The organism is Flavivirga spongiicola (assembly GCF_030540825.1).
In the GTDB taxonomy this organism is placed as follows: Bacteria; Bacteroidota; Bacteroidia; order Flavobacteriales; family Flavobacteriaceae; genus Flavivirga; species Flavivirga spongiicola.
The window spans coordinates 106,911-127,001 of record NZ_JAUOEO010000001.1 but is presented as its reverse complement, the minus strand read 5'-3'; the positions used below and the strand labels follow the sequence as shown (position 1 = coordinate 127,001).

The 20,091-nt window shown below is 31.9% G+C and carries 13 protein-coding genes; 11 read left to right on the top strand and 2 right to left on the bottom strand.

The features are described 5' to 3' along the window. Positions 1 to 40: 40 nt before the first annotated feature. The 5 genes from Q4Q47_RS00530 to Q4Q47_RS00510 all read left to right on the top strand — a co-directional run bounded on the left by Q4Q47_RS00530 (position 41) and on the right by Q4Q47_RS00510 (position 4,896). Positions 41 to 823, top strand: a complete 783-nt coding sequence (locus tag Q4Q47_RS00530) for an SDR family oxidoreductase (protein ID WP_303304698.1) — start codon at positions 41 to 43, stop codon at positions 821 to 823. Between the two features lie 34 nt (positions 824 to 857). After that, positions 858 to 2,198, top strand: coding sequence for an L-fucose:H+ symporter permease (gene fucP, locus Q4Q47_RS00525; RefSeq protein ID WP_303304697.1), 1,341 nt, complete (start codon positions 858 to 860; stop codon positions 2,196 to 2,198). Positions 2,199 to 2,210: 12 nt separating this feature from the next. Next, positions 2,211 to 2,540: an L-rhamnose mutarotase gene (locus Q4Q47_RS00520; protein ID WP_303304696.1), complete on the top strand. Its 330-nt coding sequence runs from the start codon at positions 2,211 to 2,213 to the stop codon at positions 2,538 to 2,540. 16 nt (positions 2,541 to 2,556) lie between these two features. Next, a complete protein-coding gene (locus tag Q4Q47_RS00515) occupies positions 2,557 to 4,254 on the top strand; it encodes a beta-N-acetylhexosaminidase (RefSeq protein ID WP_303304695.1) in 1,698 nt (565 codons plus the stop codon). Positions 4,255 to 4,353: 99 nt separating this feature from the next. Next, positions 4,354 to 4,896 carry an NUDIX hydrolase gene (locus Q4Q47_RS00510; protein ID WP_303304694.1) on the top strand — a complete coding sequence of 181 codons (543 nt, stop codon included), beginning with the start codon at positions 4,354 to 4,356 and terminating at the stop codon, positions 4,894 to 4,896. Between the two features lie 77 nt (positions 4,897 to 4,973). Here Q4Q47_RS00510 and Q4Q47_RS00505 read toward each other — a convergent pair whose 3' ends face one another. Next, positions 4,974 to 5,564 (bottom strand): RNA polymerase sigma factor, encoded by a 591-nt coding sequence (locus Q4Q47_RS00505; RefSeq protein WP_303304693.1) that lies wholly within the window; start codon positions 5,562 to 5,564, stop codon positions 4,974 to 4,976. A 104-nt stretch (positions 5,565 to 5,668) separates the two neighbouring features. On the opposite strand from Q4Q47_RS00505, the gene Q4Q47_RS00500 reads away from it, so the two are divergent. The 3 genes from Q4Q47_RS00500 (at position 5,669) to Q4Q47_RS00490 (ending at position 12,197) form a co-directional block, all read left to right on the top strand. Next, complete coding sequence (locus Q4Q47_RS00500) at positions 5,669 to 6,805, top strand: FecR family protein (RefSeq protein ID WP_303304692.1); 1,137 nt, start codon at positions 5,669 to 5,671, stop codon at positions 6,803 to 6,805. 268 nt (positions 6,806 to 7,073) lie between these two features. After that, positions 7,074 to 10,655: a SusC/RagA family TonB-linked outer membrane protein gene (locus Q4Q47_RS00495; protein ID WP_303304691.1), complete on the top strand. Its 3,582-nt coding sequence runs from the start codon at positions 7,074 to 7,076 to the stop codon at positions 10,653 to 10,655. A 24-nt stretch (positions 10,656 to 10,679) separates the two neighbouring features. Beyond that, positions 10,680 to 12,197: a RagB/SusD family nutrient uptake outer membrane protein gene (locus Q4Q47_RS00490; RefSeq protein ID WP_303304690.1), complete on the top strand. Its 1,518-nt coding sequence runs from the start codon at positions 10,680 to 10,682 to the stop codon at positions 12,195 to 12,197. Positions 12,198 to 12,539: 342 nt separating this feature from the next. Here the strand turns inward: Q4Q47_RS00490 and Q4Q47_RS00485 are convergent, their stop codons facing one another. After that, complete coding sequence (locus Q4Q47_RS00485) at positions 12,540 to 13,988, bottom strand: LamG-like jellyroll fold domain-containing protein (protein ID WP_303304689.1); 1,449 nt, start codon at positions 13,986 to 13,988, stop codon at positions 12,540 to 12,542. A 536-nt stretch (positions 13,989 to 14,524) separates the two neighbouring features. Here Q4Q47_RS00485 and Q4Q47_RS00480 point away from each other — a divergent pair. The 3 genes from Q4Q47_RS00480 to Q4Q47_RS00470 all read left to right on the top strand — a co-directional run bounded on the left by Q4Q47_RS00480 (position 14,525) and on the right by Q4Q47_RS00470 (position 20,074). Then, a complete protein-coding gene (locus Q4Q47_RS00480) occupies positions 14,525 to 15,100 on the top strand; it encodes an RNA polymerase sigma factor (protein ID WP_303304688.1) in 576 nt (191 codons plus the stop codon). Between the two features lie 178 nt (positions 15,101 to 15,278). Next, entirely contained in the window at positions 15,279 to 16,418 is a 1,140-nt protein-coding gene (locus Q4Q47_RS00475; RefSeq protein WP_303304687.1) for a FecR family protein, read from the top strand. Positions 16,419 to 16,546: 128 nt separating this feature from the next. After that, positions 16,547 to 20,074, top strand: coding sequence for a SusC/RagA family TonB-linked outer membrane protein (locus Q4Q47_RS00470; protein ID WP_303304686.1), 3,528 nt, complete (start codon positions 16,547 to 16,549; stop codon positions 20,072 to 20,074). The last annotated feature ends 17 nt before the right edge of the window (positions 20,075 to 20,091 follow it).

Sequence of the window (20,091 nt, the reverse complement as noted above, 5' to 3'; positions counted from 1 at the left end):
AAGAATGTTTTGGAATATTTATTGAAAAACTAAAATTTAAATGGATTTAAAATTAAAAGATAAAGTAATACTAGTAACCGGAGGGTCTAAAGGTATAGGAAATGGTATTTGTAATGTACTAGCAAATGAAGGAGCTATTCCTGTAATTATTGGTAGAAACAAACCAAACATTCTGGATGCTGTTAAAGCTATTAAAGATTATGGTGGTAATGCGTCTTATGCTTTTGCTGAACTTACAGATGCAAAACAATGTAAAGAAGCTGTAGAGCAAGTTGTTAAAGAATTTGGACGTATTGATGGACTGGTTAACAATGCTGGAATAAATGATGGTGTAGGTCTAGAAAACGGAAATCACGAAGATTTTTTAAGGTCCATAAACCGTAATTTAACACATTATTATTTAATGGGACACCATGCACTTCCGGAACTTAAAAAGAGTAAAGGGGCTATAGTTAATATAGGTTCTAAAACCTCGGTTACCGGACAAGGAGGAACATCTGCCTATGCTGCAGCCAATGGTGGTCGTAACGCATTAACTCGTGAATGGGCCGTAGAATTATTGCCTTATAGTATACGTGTAAATGCCGTAATTGTAGCCGAATGCTATACACCTTTATACGATAGATGGATAAAAACATTCGACAATCCGGAAGAAAAACTACAAAAAATAGTTGAGAAAATACCTTTCGAAAAAAGAATGACTACAGCAGAAGAAATTGCTAATACGGTTACATTTTTACTTTCGGAAAAATCTAGCCACACCACAGGGCAGTTACTATTTGTAGATGGGGGCTATACACACTTAGATAGAGCTTTAAAATAATTTAATACTAATACCAAATTAATAATTCATAAATATGAAAGACACGCAAAAGCTTCCTATAGTATCTAAGCAGGTTTTAATTCCATTTATTTTAGTAACGTCATTATTTGCTTTATGGGGTTTTGCTAATGATATTACAAACCCGATGGTATCTGCATTCAAAAAGATTTTAGAATTAAATAACACACAAGCATCTTGGGTTCAAGCAGCTTTTTATGGCGGCTATTTTACGATGGCACTTCCAGCTGCTTTTGTAGTTAAAAAATATTCTTATAAAGTAGGTATATTGGTTGGGCTTATATTATATGCTGCAGGAGCTTTGTTGTTTTATCCGGCTGCTGCCATGGAAAACTATTTTTTCTTTTTAGCGGCACTTTATATTTTAACATTTGGTCTTGCTTTTTTAGAAACTACAGCAAACCCATATATTATGGCAATGGGCAGTGAAGAGACTGCAACACAGCGTTTAAATCTAGCACAAGCATTTAATCCAGTTGGAGCCTTGTCCGGGTTATTTGTCGCTCAAACATTTATTTTAGGAGCTCTGCAATCTGACAATGTAGATGCAAATGGAAATGGAATATATGAAACATTAACAGGAACAGCCAAAGCAGCAGTGAAAACGTCAGACTTATTGGTTATTAGAAATCCTTATGTCGGTTTAGGTCTGTTTGTTATTTTTATGATGATACTTATTGCTATAGTGAAAATGCCGGAAAAGAAAGAAAGTGATAGTAGTACCGGTATGTGGCGTTCTATACAACGAATTTTCAAAAAAGAAAGATTTGTTGGAGGTGTTATTGCACAAATGTTCTATGTAGGCGCTCAAATTATGTGTTGGACCTATATTTACCAATATGCAGAAAATTTAGGAATTGATAACAGAAGAGCTGTAAATTATGCATATATGGCTTTAGGAATATTTTTATTAGGACGTTTTTTATGTACCTACCTTTTAAAGTTCATTAATTCAGGAAAATTATTAATGTTGTTGTCTTTTGGTGCTGTTGTCTTTTGCTTAGGAACCATTTTTATTGAAGGACTAGGCGGACTATATAGCTTGGTTTGTGTATCTTTTTGTATGTCTTTAATGTTCCCTACAATTTATGGGATTGCACTTTACGGATTGGGAGATGATGCTAAACCAGCTTCAGCATTTTTAGTGATGGCTATTGTAGGTGGTGCTTTTATGCCCATTTTACAAGGGCTAATACTAGACTTTGGTGGCTCAGGATATGCAGATACCAGAATAGCGGGAGTGCCCGAAGTAAATTTCTCTTTTATCTTGCCTTTAATATGCTTTTTGGTAGTTGCTTTATATGGCTATAGAGCATTTAAAGTATACGATTTAATAACTAAGAGCGATGCAAATTAAGAATAAAAAACTATGAATAGACATTGTTTTGCATTAGATTTGAAGAATGATCCAAAAGGAATATCTGAATACAAAAAATACCATGAATTTATATGGCCGGAAATTACAGCAAGTATTAAAAATTCAGGTATTGAAGAACTGGAGATTTATTTGATAGGTAATAGAATGTTTATGATTATGGAGGTTAATGATACTTTTTCTTTAGAAAAAAAATCTCAAATGGATGCAGGAAACCCAAAAGTACAAGAGTGGGAAACACTCATGTGGAAATATCAACAAGCCTTACCTATAGCAAAAGAAGGCGAAAAATGGCTCTTGATGGATAAAATATATCAATTATAATAAACACTAAAATAATATGAAAAAGAGGTTGTCAATTATAGCATTAATTAGCTTATTAAGTTTTTCTTGTTCAAATAAATACAAAGAAGTGGTAAATGCAGAACAAGATTATCAAATTATCCCGAAACCATTAAAGATGGAATTATTAACGGGTAAATTCTTAGTGGATTCTAATACTAAAATTGTTAGTAGTGAAGTTTTAAAAAATGAAGGCGAATTTTTAGCAGGAATGTTAAGCGCTGCAACAGGTGAAACAGTGGCTTTTTCTTCAGAAGGTAAAGGAAATATTGAACTAAAATTAGATGATACAATTGAAAATGAAGAAGGTTATGTGTTAGATGTAGCTTTTAATAAGATTGAAATATCAGGTAAAACGGCACAAGGCGTGTTTTACGGTATTCAAACCTTGAGGCAATTAATGCCTGCAAGTATGGAAACTGGTGATGGCACTTTAAAAGAATTAACTATTCCAGCTGTAGCAATAAAAGATAATCCTCGTTATAAGTATAGAGGTATGCATTTAGATGTGGCTCGCCATTTTTTCCCTGTAGATTTTATAAAAAAATATATCGATTTAATCGCCATGCATAAAATGAATACATTTCATTGGCATTTAACAGAAGATCAGGGGTGGAGAATAGAAATTAAAAAATACCCAAAGCTTACTGAGGTAGGAGCTTGGAGAAACGGAACGATTATAGGACATCATCCAGGAACTGGAAATGATCAAAAAAAATATGGCGGGTTTTATACTCAAGAAGATATTAAAGAAATAGTAGCCTATGCTACCGAGAAACATGTTACTGTAATTCCGGAAATAGAATTACCTGGTCATGGTAGTGCTGCCATTGCTGGTTATCCAAACCTAAGTTGTTTCCCTGACGAAAAAACGACAGTTCATAATGATATGATGTCTGAAGCAAGTAAAGAAGCTCAGGCAAATGGAACCGTTAAAATTGTTCAAGAAACATGGGGCGTTTTTCCTGATGTTTTTTGTGCTGGTAAAGAAGAAACCTTTGCATTTTTACAAGATGTATTAGATGAAGTCATTCCTTTATTTCCTGCTTCTTATATCCATATTGGTGGTGATGAATGCCCAAAAGATAATTGGAAAAAATGCCCAAGTTGTCAAGCTAGAATAAAAGCTGAAGGTTTAAAAGATGAACATCATTTACAAAGCTATTTTATTACCAGAATTGAAAAATATTTAAACTCAAAAGGAAAAAATATTATTGGTTGGGACGAAATTTTAGAAGGCGGTTTAGCACCAAATGCTTCCGTAATGTCTTGGAGAGGTACTGAAGGCGGAATAGAAGCCGCAAAACAAAAACACGATGTAGTTATGACACCAGGACACTCTTGTTATTTTGATCATTACCAAGTTTTAAAAGCAGATAAAGATAAAGAACCTTTGGCCATAGGAGGTGAGTTACCTGTTGAAAAAGTGTATGCTTACGAACCAACACCAGAAGAGTTAACCGTTGAGGAACAAAAATATATTTTAGGAGCTCAAGGAAATGTTTGGAGCGAATATATGGAAACAACTGACTATGTTGAATATATGATTTTACCAAGAATGACTGCATTGTCTGAAGTTGTTTGGTCATCAAAAGAATCAAGAGATTGGGAGAATTTTAAAAACCGATTACACCACCTTAAAGGTAGATATGATGCATTACAATTGAATTATGCTAAACATGTTTTTGAAGATTAGATTAGTTCGCAAAAAGAATAAAATAATTATGTAATATATTCGGTAAATAATTGAGACTAAAAACTCATTTATTTACCGAATTTTATTTTTATAAAAACTATGGACGAATTTGTAGATATAGTTGATGACCATGGAAATAATACAGGAAAGGTTTGTTTAAAATCTGAAGCCCATCAATTTGGGTATTGGCATTCTTGTATTCATGTATGGCTATATACAGATTCTGGTAAAGTCCTTATTCAGAAACGTGCAGCAAATAAAGATACCTTTCCTAACTTATGGGATGTGTCTGTTGCAGGTCATATCGGTGCAGGGGAACAACCGTTAAAAGCAGCCAAAAGGGAGGTGTTAGAAGAGGTGGGTTTTGAAATAAAGAACGAGGAGTTAGTAAAAATTGGAACTTATAAAACCAATTATAAACACCAAGAATCTCTTATAGATAAAGAATTTCATCATGTATATATTACCAAACTTACAGTTCCTTTAGAAACATTAAAATTGCAAATTGAGGAAGTAGCAGAATTAAAGCTTATCTTAATGAATCAACTAAAAAGGGAGCTGCAAGATGAAAAGAAATCAGCAAATTATGCACCATATGCTATGACTTATTTTAATATGGTTTTTAATGCTATTCGAAAATAAGTTTTATAACTAGTATACAAGTATAAACCAGTTAACATAGGTTTTCTTAATAAAAACAAAAGAGACTATCATAAATATTAACGATGATTCAATATCTTTCTAATGAAAATAAGAAAGGAATGGCCGTCTTCAAACCCCTTCCGAATTTTCTTAAAGGCAATTCGTATTTGTTCCTCTACTGTTTTAGGTGATATTTTAAGTTTTTCTGCAATCTCTGTATATTCTAATCCGCGTTGTCTACTTAAGTACAAAATTTCTTTACAACGAGGAGGTAATCCTTCTATTATTTTTTTTAACTTAAATAGGCGTTTTTCTAAAAATTCCCGATCTTCTTCAATACGATTACGTAAGTTTTCCATGCGAAGATCTTCTAGTAAGCCACCAACCCGTTTTTCTTTACGAAGTAGGTCTATATAACGATTATATGCTATGGTATATAAATAGTTTTTTGGAGAAGCTTCATTTGATAGCCTGCTTCGTTTCTGCCATAAAGTAATAAAACTATGTTGTACAATATCTTCCGAAAGTTGTTTGTCTTGTGTATATGTGCTGATGTAACCAACCAATGGCCCATAGTATTGCTCAAACAAAAACTTAAAAGCTACTTTATCCCCTTGTTGTATTGCCATTACTAATTCTTTATGACTCCAGGAAGTATAAATTGACATAAGCGAAATAAAATTTATGTAAAGATTAAAAAAAAAATGATAATAATTTAGGGGATGTAAAAAAATGAAGCGTATATAGAATAAGAACATTAAAATAATACCCCGTGAAATCTCTAATAGATAAGTTTTTAAACAATACCATTACGGTCTCTGAATTGGATGAATTGCAGAAATGGTTACAGAAACCAAAACATCAAGTTGAATTTGAAACTTACTTACGTGATTTAAGTGACACCAATACAGCTTTGCAAGATATAGATTTTGAACTAGCCTACGCAGCAGTTTGGAAAAGTATTCAAAAAACACAAAACCCAGTAAAACGTTTATATAATGGATGGATAAAATATGCTGCAATAGTATTCCTCTTTTTAGGATTAGGGTATTTTTACCAGCAAGGGTTTTTTAATGAGAAATTAGAACCTATTATTGATGAAACACATATCACACTTCAATTAGACAATGGCACTATTAAAGTCATTAATGAGGATGGTTCAACCAAGGTGATTGACGCTAGAGGAGAAGTTATTGGGAAGCAAGAAGGAAGTCAACTAAGTTATGATGATAATTCTAATACAGAAACTTTAGCATACAACACGCTTACAGTACCTTATGGTAAGCGTTTTGATGTTAAATTATCCGATGGTACACTAGTACATTTAAATGCTGGAACCTCATTAAAATACCCGGTCAAGTTTATTAAAGGATTAGACCGTCAGGTGTTTTTAAATGGTGAAGCCTATTTTGATGTTGTCAAAGACACAAACCACCCTTTTATAGTGAATGCTGATGAAATAAATGTGAGAGTTCTTGGTACACAGTTTAACATGACTTCATATCCGGAAGATGCCCATACCAATACAGTATTGGTAGAAGGCTCTGTAAGTATCTATAAAAAGGACGAAACATATAATAAAGAGACGACAACCGTTTTACAACCCGGTTATATAGCTTCTTTAAATAAAGACAATGACCTAATTTCTATCAATCCAGCAGATATAGCTATGCACACGGCCTGGATGAAAGGAAGACTTATACTTAACGAGGTGGCATTTAAAAACATCTTAAAAAAGTTAGAACGCCAATATAATGTCACGTTTATAAACAATTATAAAGCGCTTGAAAATAGATATTTTACAGCAAAATTTGATATAGAAGATATTCATCAGGTAATGACGAGTTTTAGTAATTCGGCATCGTTTAGCTTTACTTTTAACAATAATGAAATAATTATTAACCCATAAACTAAAATTATATGACAAAAAACAACTTTAATTAACTATTAACATTAAATCCAAATGAGCATGACATCACGATGATTAAACTAAATTATCTGTCTTTTTAAAACTTATTTGGTACAAGTAAAAAAACCAATCACTTTTATAATTTGTTTTATAACCTATTAAAATGGTTTAGAAATGATATAAAAAAACCGAAAAATGCTACTACATCTCTCGGTCTTAAAAGTGATTTAAAAAAATGTCTAACAGATTATTAAATCAAAACAAAAGTATGAAAAAATTCATTAAAGGGGTTTGCCTATGCGCCTATTCCTCTAAAATAAGTTTAAAAATGAAATTAACAACACTCTTACTAGTTGTCTCTCTATTTCAGATGCACGCGAATGACACTTATGGTCAAGACATTAAAATTTCGCTAGATATGAAACAGGTAAACTTAAAAAGTGTTTTAAATGTGATTGAACAGAAAACTGACTTTAAGTTTTTATATGAAAAGAACATTTTTCAAACAAATAAAATTGTAAACGTATCTGCAAAAAAAGAAAAGCTATCGTCTATTCTTAATAAACTCTTTAAAGATGCTAATGTATCCATTGTGTTTTTAAAAAAACAAATTGTTATTAAGGCCAAGTTAGGTAGTGTGATGACACCTAAAAAAGAAGTGGAGCAGATCGAGCTTGATAACCAACAACTTGTTGTGAGTGGTGTTGTTTCAGATACTAACGGGCAACCCTTACCAGGAGCCAATATCTTAGAAAAAGGGACTACAAATGGAACACAAACCGATTTTGATGGTAAATTTTCTATTGGACTAGCCGATGAACAAGCTGTGCTTGTTGTTTCTTATTTAGGTTTTTTAACAAAAGAAGTCGTTGTTAATAATCAAGAAACTATTGCTATAACTTTAATTGAAAACGCAGCAAGCTTGGAAGAAATTGTTTTAGTTGGTTATGGCTCTGTTAAAAAAGGTGATTTAACTGGCTCAGTATCCTCCCTTTCTTCTAAAGCATTTGAAACACAACCAACCACTAAACCTTCAGAAATTTTACAGGGAAGAATTGCTGGGGTATCTGTAAGTACACCTTCAGGTAGACCAGGAGGTAACCAAGTTATTAGAATTAGAGGCGCGAACTCAATTATTGGAAATAATGCTCCTTTGGTAGTTGTTGACGATCTTATCGGAGCAGATTTTAATACATTAAATCCAAATAATATTGAGTCTATACAAGTTTTAAAAGATGCATCAGCAACTGCAATATATGGATCTAGAGGTGCAAATGGTGTTATACTAGTTACAACAAAAAAAGGAAAAAAAGGTAAAGCTCAAATTACCTTTGATTATTTCACTACACTGGCATCGGTACCAAAAAAAGTTAAAATTCTAGACGCTGTTGGCTATACAACTTCTGCAAATAATAGAAGGCGATATGCCAAATATTCTCAACAGATTAACGATTTAACAGACTTTAACTATCCTACAGACGAGCAGATTTTAACTCCAGATGTTAATGGTAATAGATCAATGACTTGGTTATATTATCATCCAGAGGCTATAGAGGCTGCCAGAAATGGAGAATTAGCTATAGACTGGCAAGACGAAATTTTTAGAAATGCAAATACTAATAATTATAATCTTAGTGTAAGAGGAGGTAATGATAATATTTCATATAGCCTTGCTGGAAATTATCTAGACCAAGAAGGTTTAGTTATAAATTCGGATTATGAAAGATTTAACTTTAGAGCAAGTGTTAATGTTCAGGCAAACGATCGATTAAAAGTAGGAGCAACGATATTATTATCTAGGGAGAATGATAATCCAGTAGGTGAAGGTGGTCGTGGCAGTCTAGGAGTCGTATCTGCAGCCCTTTATGCATTGCCTGTAGGTCTTGGCGTAAAATACCCTGAAACCTTTAATGATCCTAGATATCCATTTAGCGAATCTTTAATTGGTAGATACTTTAATCATAGAGGGAGCTATGGTGGTTTTGGTGATTCATCACCTAATGGAGGAAGTTTAATAAATCCTGTTGCTGCAGCTTTAGAACCAGAACGAGAAATAATAACATCGAGTAATACCTTATCTACCTATTTGGAATATGAAATTGCTGAAGGCTTAAAATTAAAAGTAACTGGAGGTATGACTTCTTTTAATAATAATGGGAGAACATATCTTAATGAGTTAATTAATGGACGTAGTACTAGCGACGGACAGAGAACAGCAAGTATTAGCAATTCTGAAAACTCTTTTTGGCAAAACTCTAATATCCTAACATATAAGAAAGATTTTAATAAGCATAGTTTAGCGTTTACAGGTTTATTTGAGCAACAGTATACAACATCAACAAGTTCTTCTATCTCTGTTCAGGGCTTTAATAATAATACGACTAGTTTCAATGCCATTCAATCTGCAGAGATTGTAACAGGAAAATCTTCTAATAAAGAGAAGAGAGTCATTTTATCCTATATGGGGCGTGTTAATTATGGTTTTGATGATCGTTTTTTACTTACTGCATCTTTACGATCGGACGGGTCATCTGTTTTTGGAGCTAATAATAAATGGGGTATTTTTCCTTCTGGTGCTTTTGCCTGGAGATTGTCGAACGAAAAATTTCTTGAAAACAGTAATCATATTAATAACTTGAAATTAAGGTTATCATACGGTGTTACAGGTAATCAAGCTATTAGCCCATATCAAACGCTTTCACAAATAACTACCGGTGGTACAAGTTTAGATTATCCTACAAATGGAGGTTCTTTATCTTTAGGTAGTGCCTTTAACAGAATTGCGAATCCAGATTTAAAATGGGAAAAGACAGCACAATCAGATTTCGGTGTTGATATTTCGTTATTTGATTATAAGTTAAACTTTACTGCAGATTATTATTATAAAAAGACGAGCGATTTGTTATCCTCTAGAACCTTGGCAAGTCAATCTGGTTTTAGCTCTGTATTACAAAATGTAGGAGAGGTAGAAAATAGAGGGTTTGAATTTTTAATCGATGGTACGCTTTTAGAACAAAATGATTTTAGATGGACAGCTGGTTTAAATATGACTTTTAATAAAAATAAAGTTGTAGAACTAAGTACCCCTGATGAGGAGCGCATACCTTTAAACAGTGTTATGTATCTATTAAAAGGGCAGCCATTAGGTGCTATTTATGGATATAAATATGTGGGAGTTTGGCAGTTGGATGAAGAAGCTGAAGCTTTTGGGTATGGACAAATACCAGGAACTGCTAAAATTATAGATCAAAATAATGATGGTGTTTATGATGAAAATGATAAAGTTTTTCTTGGATCTGCCAACCCAGATTTTACTTGGGGCTTTAATACTGCGGCAAGTTATAAAGGGTTTGACTTGAATGTACAATTTCAAGGGTCTCAAGGTGGTGAAATTTATAATGAGGGAGCAAGAAGTCGTTTTGATATGGAAGATGTTGGCGCTACGGGTTATAGAGGAAGAGAAAGATGGCATCCCATTAATCATCCAGATGGCTACTACCAACGTGTAGATTATACAGGAACCATTAATCAAACGGCAGCTAGACAAAATGCGACCAATATTTTTACCAGAAAAGATGCTTGGCAATCAGATATTTTTGTTGAAGATGCTTCTTATATTAGGTTAAGTAATGTAACACTTGCTTATAATTTTAACGAAAAGCTTATATCTAAACTAGGGGTAGATGCGATGAGATTGTATTTGAGCGGGCAAAACCTAGCTTTATGGACTGATTATACGGGGTATGATCCAGAATTGGCTGCCAATGAAAATGATGGCGTTAGAGGCTATGAATTAAATGGTTATCCAAAAGCGAGAACATTTACTCTGGGCGTTAAAGTAGATTTTTAATATAGGATTATAAAAATATAAATCATGAAACAAAATAATATATATAAAATTATTGTAGGGTTATTTGCAATTTGCATGTTCACGTTTTCTTGTGAAACCCTAGAAGAAGAACCTTTTAGCTTTGAATCTGCATCCAATACATTTCAAAAAATTGAAAATTTTGAAAGTTTGGTTAATGGAGCAACACGAACTTTACAAAGCATGGGATATTATACACCTACAAGTGGTAGTAAAGCAATAGAAGCAAGTCCTACTATAGATACCTATAGTTTTTCGCCAGCAGATTTCGGCAATTTATGGGCTGATTCTTATAAGGCTATTAATAGCCTTAATAGTGTTATAGACAATATAGCTTTAGCAGAAAATGGAACTGAGAGTCAAAAAAATAAAATTTTAGGAAAAGCTCACTTTTTAAGAGCCTTTGCTTATTTTTATTTGGTAAGGTTTTACGGTGATGTTCCTTTAATATTATCAGGGTCTTCTTCTTTAGATAATATTGGAGTTAGTGATGGAAGAACCCCTTCAACGGAGGTATACACACAAGTTATTGATGATTTTCAAAAATCAGAAACACTTTTAAGTACAACCGCTTTACCAGGAGAGCCTACGTCTTGGACTTCAAAAGCATATCTATCAAAAGTATATCTAACGATGGCTGGAGCGCCATTAAAGCTAACAGAAAATTATGAAAAAGCAGCTTCTAAAGCTAAGGAAATAATAGATTCAGACACCTATAGTTTAGGCGAGTATGTCGATAATTTTATGGCTTCTAAACAGAATAACAGCACTAGTATTATTTTTCAATTTATTCATTCTACCTCGGTAGGTTCAGCTTATAGTAATTCATTATTTAATAATACTGCGTTGCGAAATGGTATTACCAATCCTGGCTCAAGAGCTTATAGAAGATATATGGATGATTTTCCTGATGGACCAAGAAAAGAAGTTACCTTTTATTTGAATAGTGATCCTGTTGTTCAAAACTTTTTAAATGAAATGGATGGTAACGGTAATTTTTCTAATCAGGTTTATAGAAATGTTAATAATATAGGATTGCCAAACGAAAGAAAGTATTTTCTTAAAGATGCTTTGGATACTGGATTTATTAAAAAATACACTTATGGCTCACAAGGACCGGAAGGCGATGAATCTGACCAAAACCTAGTTTTGTTTAGATATGCTGAAGTATTACTTATTTATGCTGAAGCACAAAATATGGCAGATGGAGGTGCAAATGCATTAGCTTATAAATGTATAAATGATGTTAGAGTACGTGGCATTGGCTCTGGATCGGAGCTTTCTGGTTTATCGGTTTCAGATTTTGATAGTGCCGTTATAGAAGAACGTTATTGGGAATTTGGTTATGAAATAAAAAGATGGTTTGATGTCATTAGAAAGGAAATCCCATTAACTTTTGATATTTATACTAGTGGGGTTTATCAAGAATTTACAGCAGCTTTCCCAAATAGGTATTTATTACCAGTACCACAAAGGGAAATAGAATTAAATCCTAACTTACTTCCTCAAAATACAGGGTATTAAGTATTAGTTTGAGTTTAGTTTTTTAATGAGGGGAAGAGATGAAAATTTTCCCCTCATTATTTATGATTATTAATCATGTTATAGAATAATAATTTTTATAACGGTATTGGTGTCAGGAATTAAATTTATATTTTATAGTAGTTGAGATACAACCTCAATGGACGTTTATCTATTCAAAGGCGTTTTTTTCTATACTCAGCAGATTAAAGTCTTTGTGTTCTTATTTCCTCTTTTATGGGCCATAGAACGCTTTTAAATTGGGTTTAACATGCAATTTTTACAAATTGATAATTTGATGATAATGTTTTTTAAAGGAAATAAAGTGAAGTAAATGGAAAATTACTATTGCTTTTTGTTTTTAAAATTTAAATAGAATAATTCCATATCCTCTTTTGTCATGTTAGATTTACTTTCAAGTATAGTATTTAGCTTTTGACTGTTAATGATAGTTTTATAAAAGACAGGCTTGGTTATTTTACCTTTAAAAATATTTCGTAAATCCCATCTGGTTCCTATGAAAATCCCAGGATTTTCTTTGTGGTATGCAATTTTACCTGATAACGAAACGGAGCCTTCTAATATGCCATTTAAATATAATTTGGCATCATTTTCTTCGTCTATAGAAACTAGGATGTGATACCATTTATTTGCTTCTACCATGGTATTGCCACTAATTTTAACCCCTTTAGACTTCTTGCCTTGACCGGATTCAATTCTAGCTTCAAAATAGGGGACACCGGATCTTAGTTCTACCTCCCAACCAAAAGGATATCCTTGATTGGTAATTAGATAATTTTGCCCCAATTGGTTGTTTTCAATACTGGAATTTAACCAAAAGCCAACACTATATTGCTTTGCATCAATAATTAATTGATTTTCAGTTGACAAAAAATAATTTTGCCCTTTTAAATGAAAAATTTCTTCTGAATGAACTGAAAAATATTTATGAATGGTTTTATCTTGCTTGTCTAGTACAAGGTAGGGGCGACTAGCTTTATCGAAATCAAAATTATCATTCACATCTGTAAGGTTTAAATCAGCCCAAACTATAGGATGATCTGATATAAAACGTGATTCCAATTTGGCTTTTTTCCATCCCGAGCCAACAAGTTTAAACCCTTTATTTAATAATATCCAATCGATAAGTTCTTTGTTAAATTTAAGGGCATCATTATGGTTAGGATCATTGAAAACAGGAAAATCATTGATGAATTGATCATAATATTTGCTGGTAAGAGATGCGTTCATATCCCCAGCTAGTAAGGTGCTTTCATGATTCATATCAAGATGTTGTGAAGCCCATGCCATTATTTTTCTGAGATTAAGAAGACTGCCAGCTTCACCTGCTAAATGCATATTCAATACATTCAATTTTTTTCCAGATTGGACATGTTTTAAAGAAGCATGCTGTAATGAAATTGGTCTAACATACCCATGATTTAATAATTCAAACTTATTTTTATGATAAAGAATACTTAATCCATTGGACGCTTTAACTGATTGCAACCAAGGCATTTTTTTTATAATATAGTCTATCTGTTCATACAAAGGCTCGGCTTCTTGTAAGAGAATAATATCAGGTTGTACCGAATCAATATAACGCACCTGCAACATCCTCTTGTACTCATAATCATCTGCTCTTGGGCCCAATTCCATGTTGAATTTAAACTGCCCACTGAGTATATTGAATGAGGCAATTCGGATTTTGGGATTGTAAGAGCAACTATTAGTAACTATGGCTAGGGATAGCATTAACATAGTGATTACACTATACTTATATGTTTTCTTCATTCTATTAAGATAATAGCTTTCAATTTTGGCTTATTCAATATTTTCATACGACTAATATGAACATTATATAAAGATACATGCATTCAGTAAATATTTCATTATGACAGGCGCTTATATTTAATTTGTTTTTTATACGATTGTACCATATGAATTTATTTAAGATGATATTTTAAATCTAAAAGAATTCCTTGAGGCTTGAGAGATAGTTGGTTTCAAGAATTTTTTTATTTTTAGAACCATTATATTTTCAATTTAGATTGGTTTTTGGAAAAAATATAAAATATTTTGGATGTATATTCAAAACTCTGATGTACGCCTTCAGTCTATAAAAGTTTACTTTTTTGTAAAGTATAACGTATTGTAATTCAGTTAAATAGTCGAAGGGTTCATGACATAAATGTTGAAATATTTTAGGTGAAGTATATCAAATATCGTTTTTGAGATAATCATTTTAAAGTGTTAGAAACGCTTTAAAGTTTAAAAACAGTTCTTTTTTTGTATAAATCACTAAATTTACTGTCTTCTGTTTTATATAATTGCTAAATAAAAATAGGACATATCGTCAAATTTTAAAAGAAGCTAATGGTAAAGAATCATTAGCCTTTAAAAAAGTATATTTACATTTTTGGGAAAGATTATACATTTATGCTTTTAAGGTTTTAGGAAATAAAAAAATATGTGAAGATATTGTTCAGGAAATATTCTTGACCTTTTGGAAGAATGGACATAAAGTAGAAATCGAAAATTTATCGGCTTACCTTTTTCAATCATTACGATTTCAATTATTTAAACACTTTCGTGATAAAAAGTTAACAAAAAGTGATATAAAGATGTTTGCTGATGTATATAAAACAAATGTGACAGAAGATTTAATAAACCTTAATGATCTTGAGTCTGTTATACATAGACATTTAAACACTTTACCACCAAAATGTAAGGACATCTTCTATTTAAGTCGATTTGAACATTTATCACATAAAGAAATTGCAGAAAAATTAAATATCTCTACACAAACGGTAAAGAATCAAATCACTACAGCCTTGAAACACTTACGGCTTAAACTTGGAGATACTTATTTGTTTTGGTTGCTTTCTTTGCTATTCAATCTTTAGTCTAAAAAGAGGATATATAAATTTATACCCATCTGGTTTTTAAATTATTTGAGACCTAATTACTATATAATTTCGAAAAAATTGAATTAACTATAGTACCTTTTCATTAAAATAGGTACTTATAAGATATACACCTATTTCTAAACGATGCTCTCTTAATCTACTTTATATAAAAATCATGACAGAAAATCAAATCAAATCACTAATAAACAAGTACTTAAATAACGACTGCAGTGCTGAAGAGAAAAAAAAATTAGAAAATTTTTTAGAATCTTATCAAGGAGAAAGTGACCTGTGGAATACATTTGATTATGGAAATAAGCTAAAAATTGAAAAAAGTATTTATAATAAAATTCGCAAAAAAATTCGTCTGGAAAACTCTAAACGTATCTTTAAGTTAGAACGAAGGCCACTTTTTTATATGAAGTATGCTGCAATTTTATTAATAGGTCTTTTTATAACCATATATGTTAATAGACAACCGGAAACTGTAAATAATAATGAAAATATTGTTTTAGAGCTTCATGATGGTTCTAAGAAAGTGATTAATATTGATGATAATCAAAAAATAACTAATGCCAAAGGGGTGGTATTAGGCAAGCAAGATAAAAACTTATTAATTTACGAAAACATAGATACTACAAATCAAGTAACAAAACTTACATATAATACACTATATGTCCCTTACGGCAAAAAAATTCAGATTAGATTATCAGATGGTTCTTTAATTTATTTAAACTCTGGATCAACCTTAAAATATCCTGTTCAATTTATAAAGGGGTTGTCTAGAGAAGTATTTTTAAATGGAGAAGCTTACTTTAATGTAGCTAAAAATAAAAACGATGCTTTTATCGCTTATGCCAATGATGTCGTTACCGAAGTCTACGGAACAGAATTTAATATTTCATCTTATGAAAATGATGATAATCAAGACATTGTTTTAGTTGAAGGGTCTGTTGGGGTTTATAATAATAACTTAAAAGAAAACTCCTCTAAACAAATTATTTTAATTCCTAACCAAAAAGCATCACTAAGAAAAAGCAGTTTACAGTTTACAACAGAAACAGTAGATGTTAAAAACCATATAGCTTGGATAGACGGTGTGCTTCTTTTTCAAAAGGAACGATTTGAAAACATTATTAGAAAGTTAGAAAGACATTATAATATTTCCATTCAAAATAATAACGAATTACTTAACGATATTAGATTTACTGGATCTTTCGATGTAGAAACTATCGATCAGGTCTTAAGATCATTTAATGGTTACAAACCATTTAATTACATAATAGATAACAATAAAATAATTATTAACCCATAAACACATTTATATGATAAAATAACTACGAACAAATAAAATTAAAAAAAATCAGGAAATGTTACGACCATTCCCTGACTTATCTAACGACTTTAAAAAATTTGAACAACCTTTAAAATCAGTACAAAATTATGAAAAAAAAGCCAAGTTTTTCATGGGGTTATCTTGAAATCCCAAAAATAGATTTAAAAATGAAACTAACATTTATACTTTTTTTTATTTTTCTTCTCAAAATTAACGCTAATTCGTATTCGCAGAACACCAAGATTTCGTTAGATCTTGATGATGTTACTATAGCCCACGTTTTTTCTGAAATAAAGAAAATAACCGAGTTTAAAATACTCTTTGCTAATAGTGAGATAGATTTAGAAAGAAAAATCACTATAAATGTAAAAAAGAAGCGCATAGAAAAAATATTAGATCTTCTTTTTTCAAAAACAGCCATTCGGTATAAAATCATCGACAAGCAAATTGTATTGGCAAAAGATGATATCAATAAAGGTATTATTCAAGAGCATTTTAATAATAATTTAAAAGCTAAAGTTCCAAAGCTTCAACAAATTGAAATTAGAGGAACTGTAAAAGACGGAAAAGGTGTGCCTTTGCCAGGAGCAAACGTCTTGATTGAAGGCACTTCTACAGGTACACAGACTGATTTTGATGGGAATTATTCCATAGATGCCAATAAAGAAACCGTTTTGGTATTTTCCTATCTTGGCATGAAAACTGCTAAAATAACTGTTGGAGATAGCGTAACAATTAATGTTGTTTTACAAGAAGATACTGCTGCATTAGATGAGATAGTTGTAACAGCTTTAGGAATTACCAAAGCACAAAAAAAAGTAGGCTATTCCATTCAAAAGATTGACGGTGAAAGTTTAACTTTAGGGAGGGAAGCTAATGTTGCCAGTAAATTAGCAGGTAATGTTGCTGGTTTACAAATAAATAGTTCGTCTTCAATTGGAGGTTCAACTAGAATAACATTACGAGGAGAGACGTCTCTCTCTGAGGGAGGTAATACCCCACTTTTTGTAGTTGATGGTGTTCCTATAGATAATTCGTTTTCAACAAATAGTACAGTAGACTGGGGATCAGCGATAGCAGATATTAATCCAGATGATATTGAGTCCATGAATGTTTTAAAAGGTCCGGTTGCAGCTGCTTTATATGGCTCAAGAGCAGGTAATGGCGCTATTATTATAGTGACTAAAAAAGGAACATCTAAAAAAGGGATAAGTGTTAATGTGAATTCTAGTATCATATTTGACGAAATACTTAAATACCCTGATACTTATCAATATAAATATGGCGCAGGATTACATGGTGATCGTTTAGCTTTTAATCGAAATGACTTTTCTTTTAATCAATCGGTATATGACGAAACTTGGGCTAACATCCCTTATGATCCTAATTTATTAGTAGAATGGTGGTGGTCTGAAACCAGTAATGGAACCAGAGCTGGTGCTGTAGATTTAGTTAGAGGTGTTTCTGTTAAGCATCCATATGTATCAAATGGGAAAAATAATTACAAACAATTTTTTGAAACAGGGGTTACCTTAACTAATAATGTTTCCATTTCTTCAGGTGGAGATAAATCTAATTTCAGAGCCTCTTATACTAATTTAGATCAAGAAGGAATTATTCCTGGAACCAACTTAAAACGTCATAATTTTTCGCTGAATGCCGGAGGTGAAATCCTTTCTAAGTTAACAGCAAGTATTAATGTTAATATTGTAAATGTAGGCAGTGATAACAGACCTAAACTTGATAGGGGTACAGATGGTATTGGCTATGCTTTGGCGTGGATGGCTCCAGGAACACATATAGACAAACTTGAAGAATATTGGCAAAGAGGTTTAGAGGGGAGTTCTCAAATTAGATGGAGGGATAATATTAATAACCCTTATTTTATTGGAAATGAAATTCGTCATGAACTAAGCAAAGATAGACTCTATGGTAACGCTTCTCTTAATTATGCATTTACCGATCGCTTAAATCTAACGGTTCGATATGGAATGGATTTAAGTACAGAATTGAATACATCTAGACGCCCTTTTGGAATAGTGAATTTTCAAACAAGATATCAAGAAAACAATATTAAGAAAAGAGAAACTAATGCTGACTTTTTATTAACTTATAATACATCTTTTAAAGATAATAAATGGGGATTAAACGCTTCGCTAGGAGGTAACCTTTTACATATTGATAATAGTAATTTGTTTGGGAATGCTAATAATTTATTGATACCTAATATTTATACAATAAACAATGCAGCTACTCAAGATATAAGTTTATTTCCCGGAATAAGTCAAAAAAAGGTGAACAGTATTTATGGTGTAGCATCTTTGGCATATAATGATGCCATTTTTTTAGATCTTACAGCTAGAAATGACTGGTCTAGTACTTTACCAGAGACTAATAGAAGTTATTTTTACCCCTCTGCTAGCCTTAGTTTTTTATTACCTGAATTGGTGGAGTTGCCTAAAGAAATTTCTTTTTTAAAGTTTAGATTGGCTTATGCTCAAGTAGGTAAAGATACAAGCCCATATCAAGGTTCAACAGTATTTAATGGAGCAGGATCTTATGGGGCTACTAATACATATAGTTTGAGTGGTTCAATTGCAAACCAAAATCTATTGCCTGAAGAAACATCATCGTATGAGTTTGGAGTTGATGCTAAATTTTTTAATAATAGATTGGGTGTAGATTTTACATATTATTATATAGATAATAAAAATCAAGTTTTGAATGCCACATTACCTAACTCATCAGGTTTTAATAGTAGAACCATAAATGCAGGTAAAATAGAAAATAAAGGAATAGAGTTAGTTTTAAAAGGTACGCCATTAAGAACAGATGACTTTAGCTGGAATGTTATTGCCAATTTTAGTAAAAATGAAAACAAAGTAATAGAGTTAGCAGAAGGTCTTACACAATTTGGCTTAGGAAGCTACGGTGATGGAGACCAATTTATTATTGCTGAAGTAGGACGACCTATTTTTGGTGTTTTTGGTTTCAAACAAGCAACTGTTGAAGATGAGAATAGTCCGCATTTTGGACGGCAAATCTTTGATTCTAACGGCGTTTTAGTAAGAAATAATACGCCCCAGTATTTAGGAAATGCCAGCCCGGATTGGATGTTAGGTCTAACAAATACATTTAAATATAAAAATTTCACGCTTAGCACACTAATAGATATTAGACATGGAGGTGTTTTACATTCAGGAGTTACAGATGTGTTATATCGAGGTGGATATAACCAAGAAACTTTACAATGGCGTGAAGAAGGTATTTTAGGGGATGGTGTCGTTGCTCAATCTGATGGTAGTTATATTGAAAATACAACAAGAGTTATTGGAGAAGATATAAAAAGGTTATGGTCTAGCCCTTACGAACTAACAAGTGCAAACCAGGTATATGATGCATCATTTGTTAAATTACGTGAGTTATCATTATCCTATAGTTTTCCAAAATCTTTTCTTTCTAAAACAGCTTTTCAAAGCATTAATATAGCATTGGTAGGTAGAAACTTATTGCTATTCTCTAATGTGCCAAATCAAGATCCAGATGTATATTTTGAAGGTGTTCCTGGAAATTCCGGACGCTATTATATACCTACGACACGCTCTTATGGGTTTAATATAAATATTGGTTTATAGACTTAAATTTTAAAGAT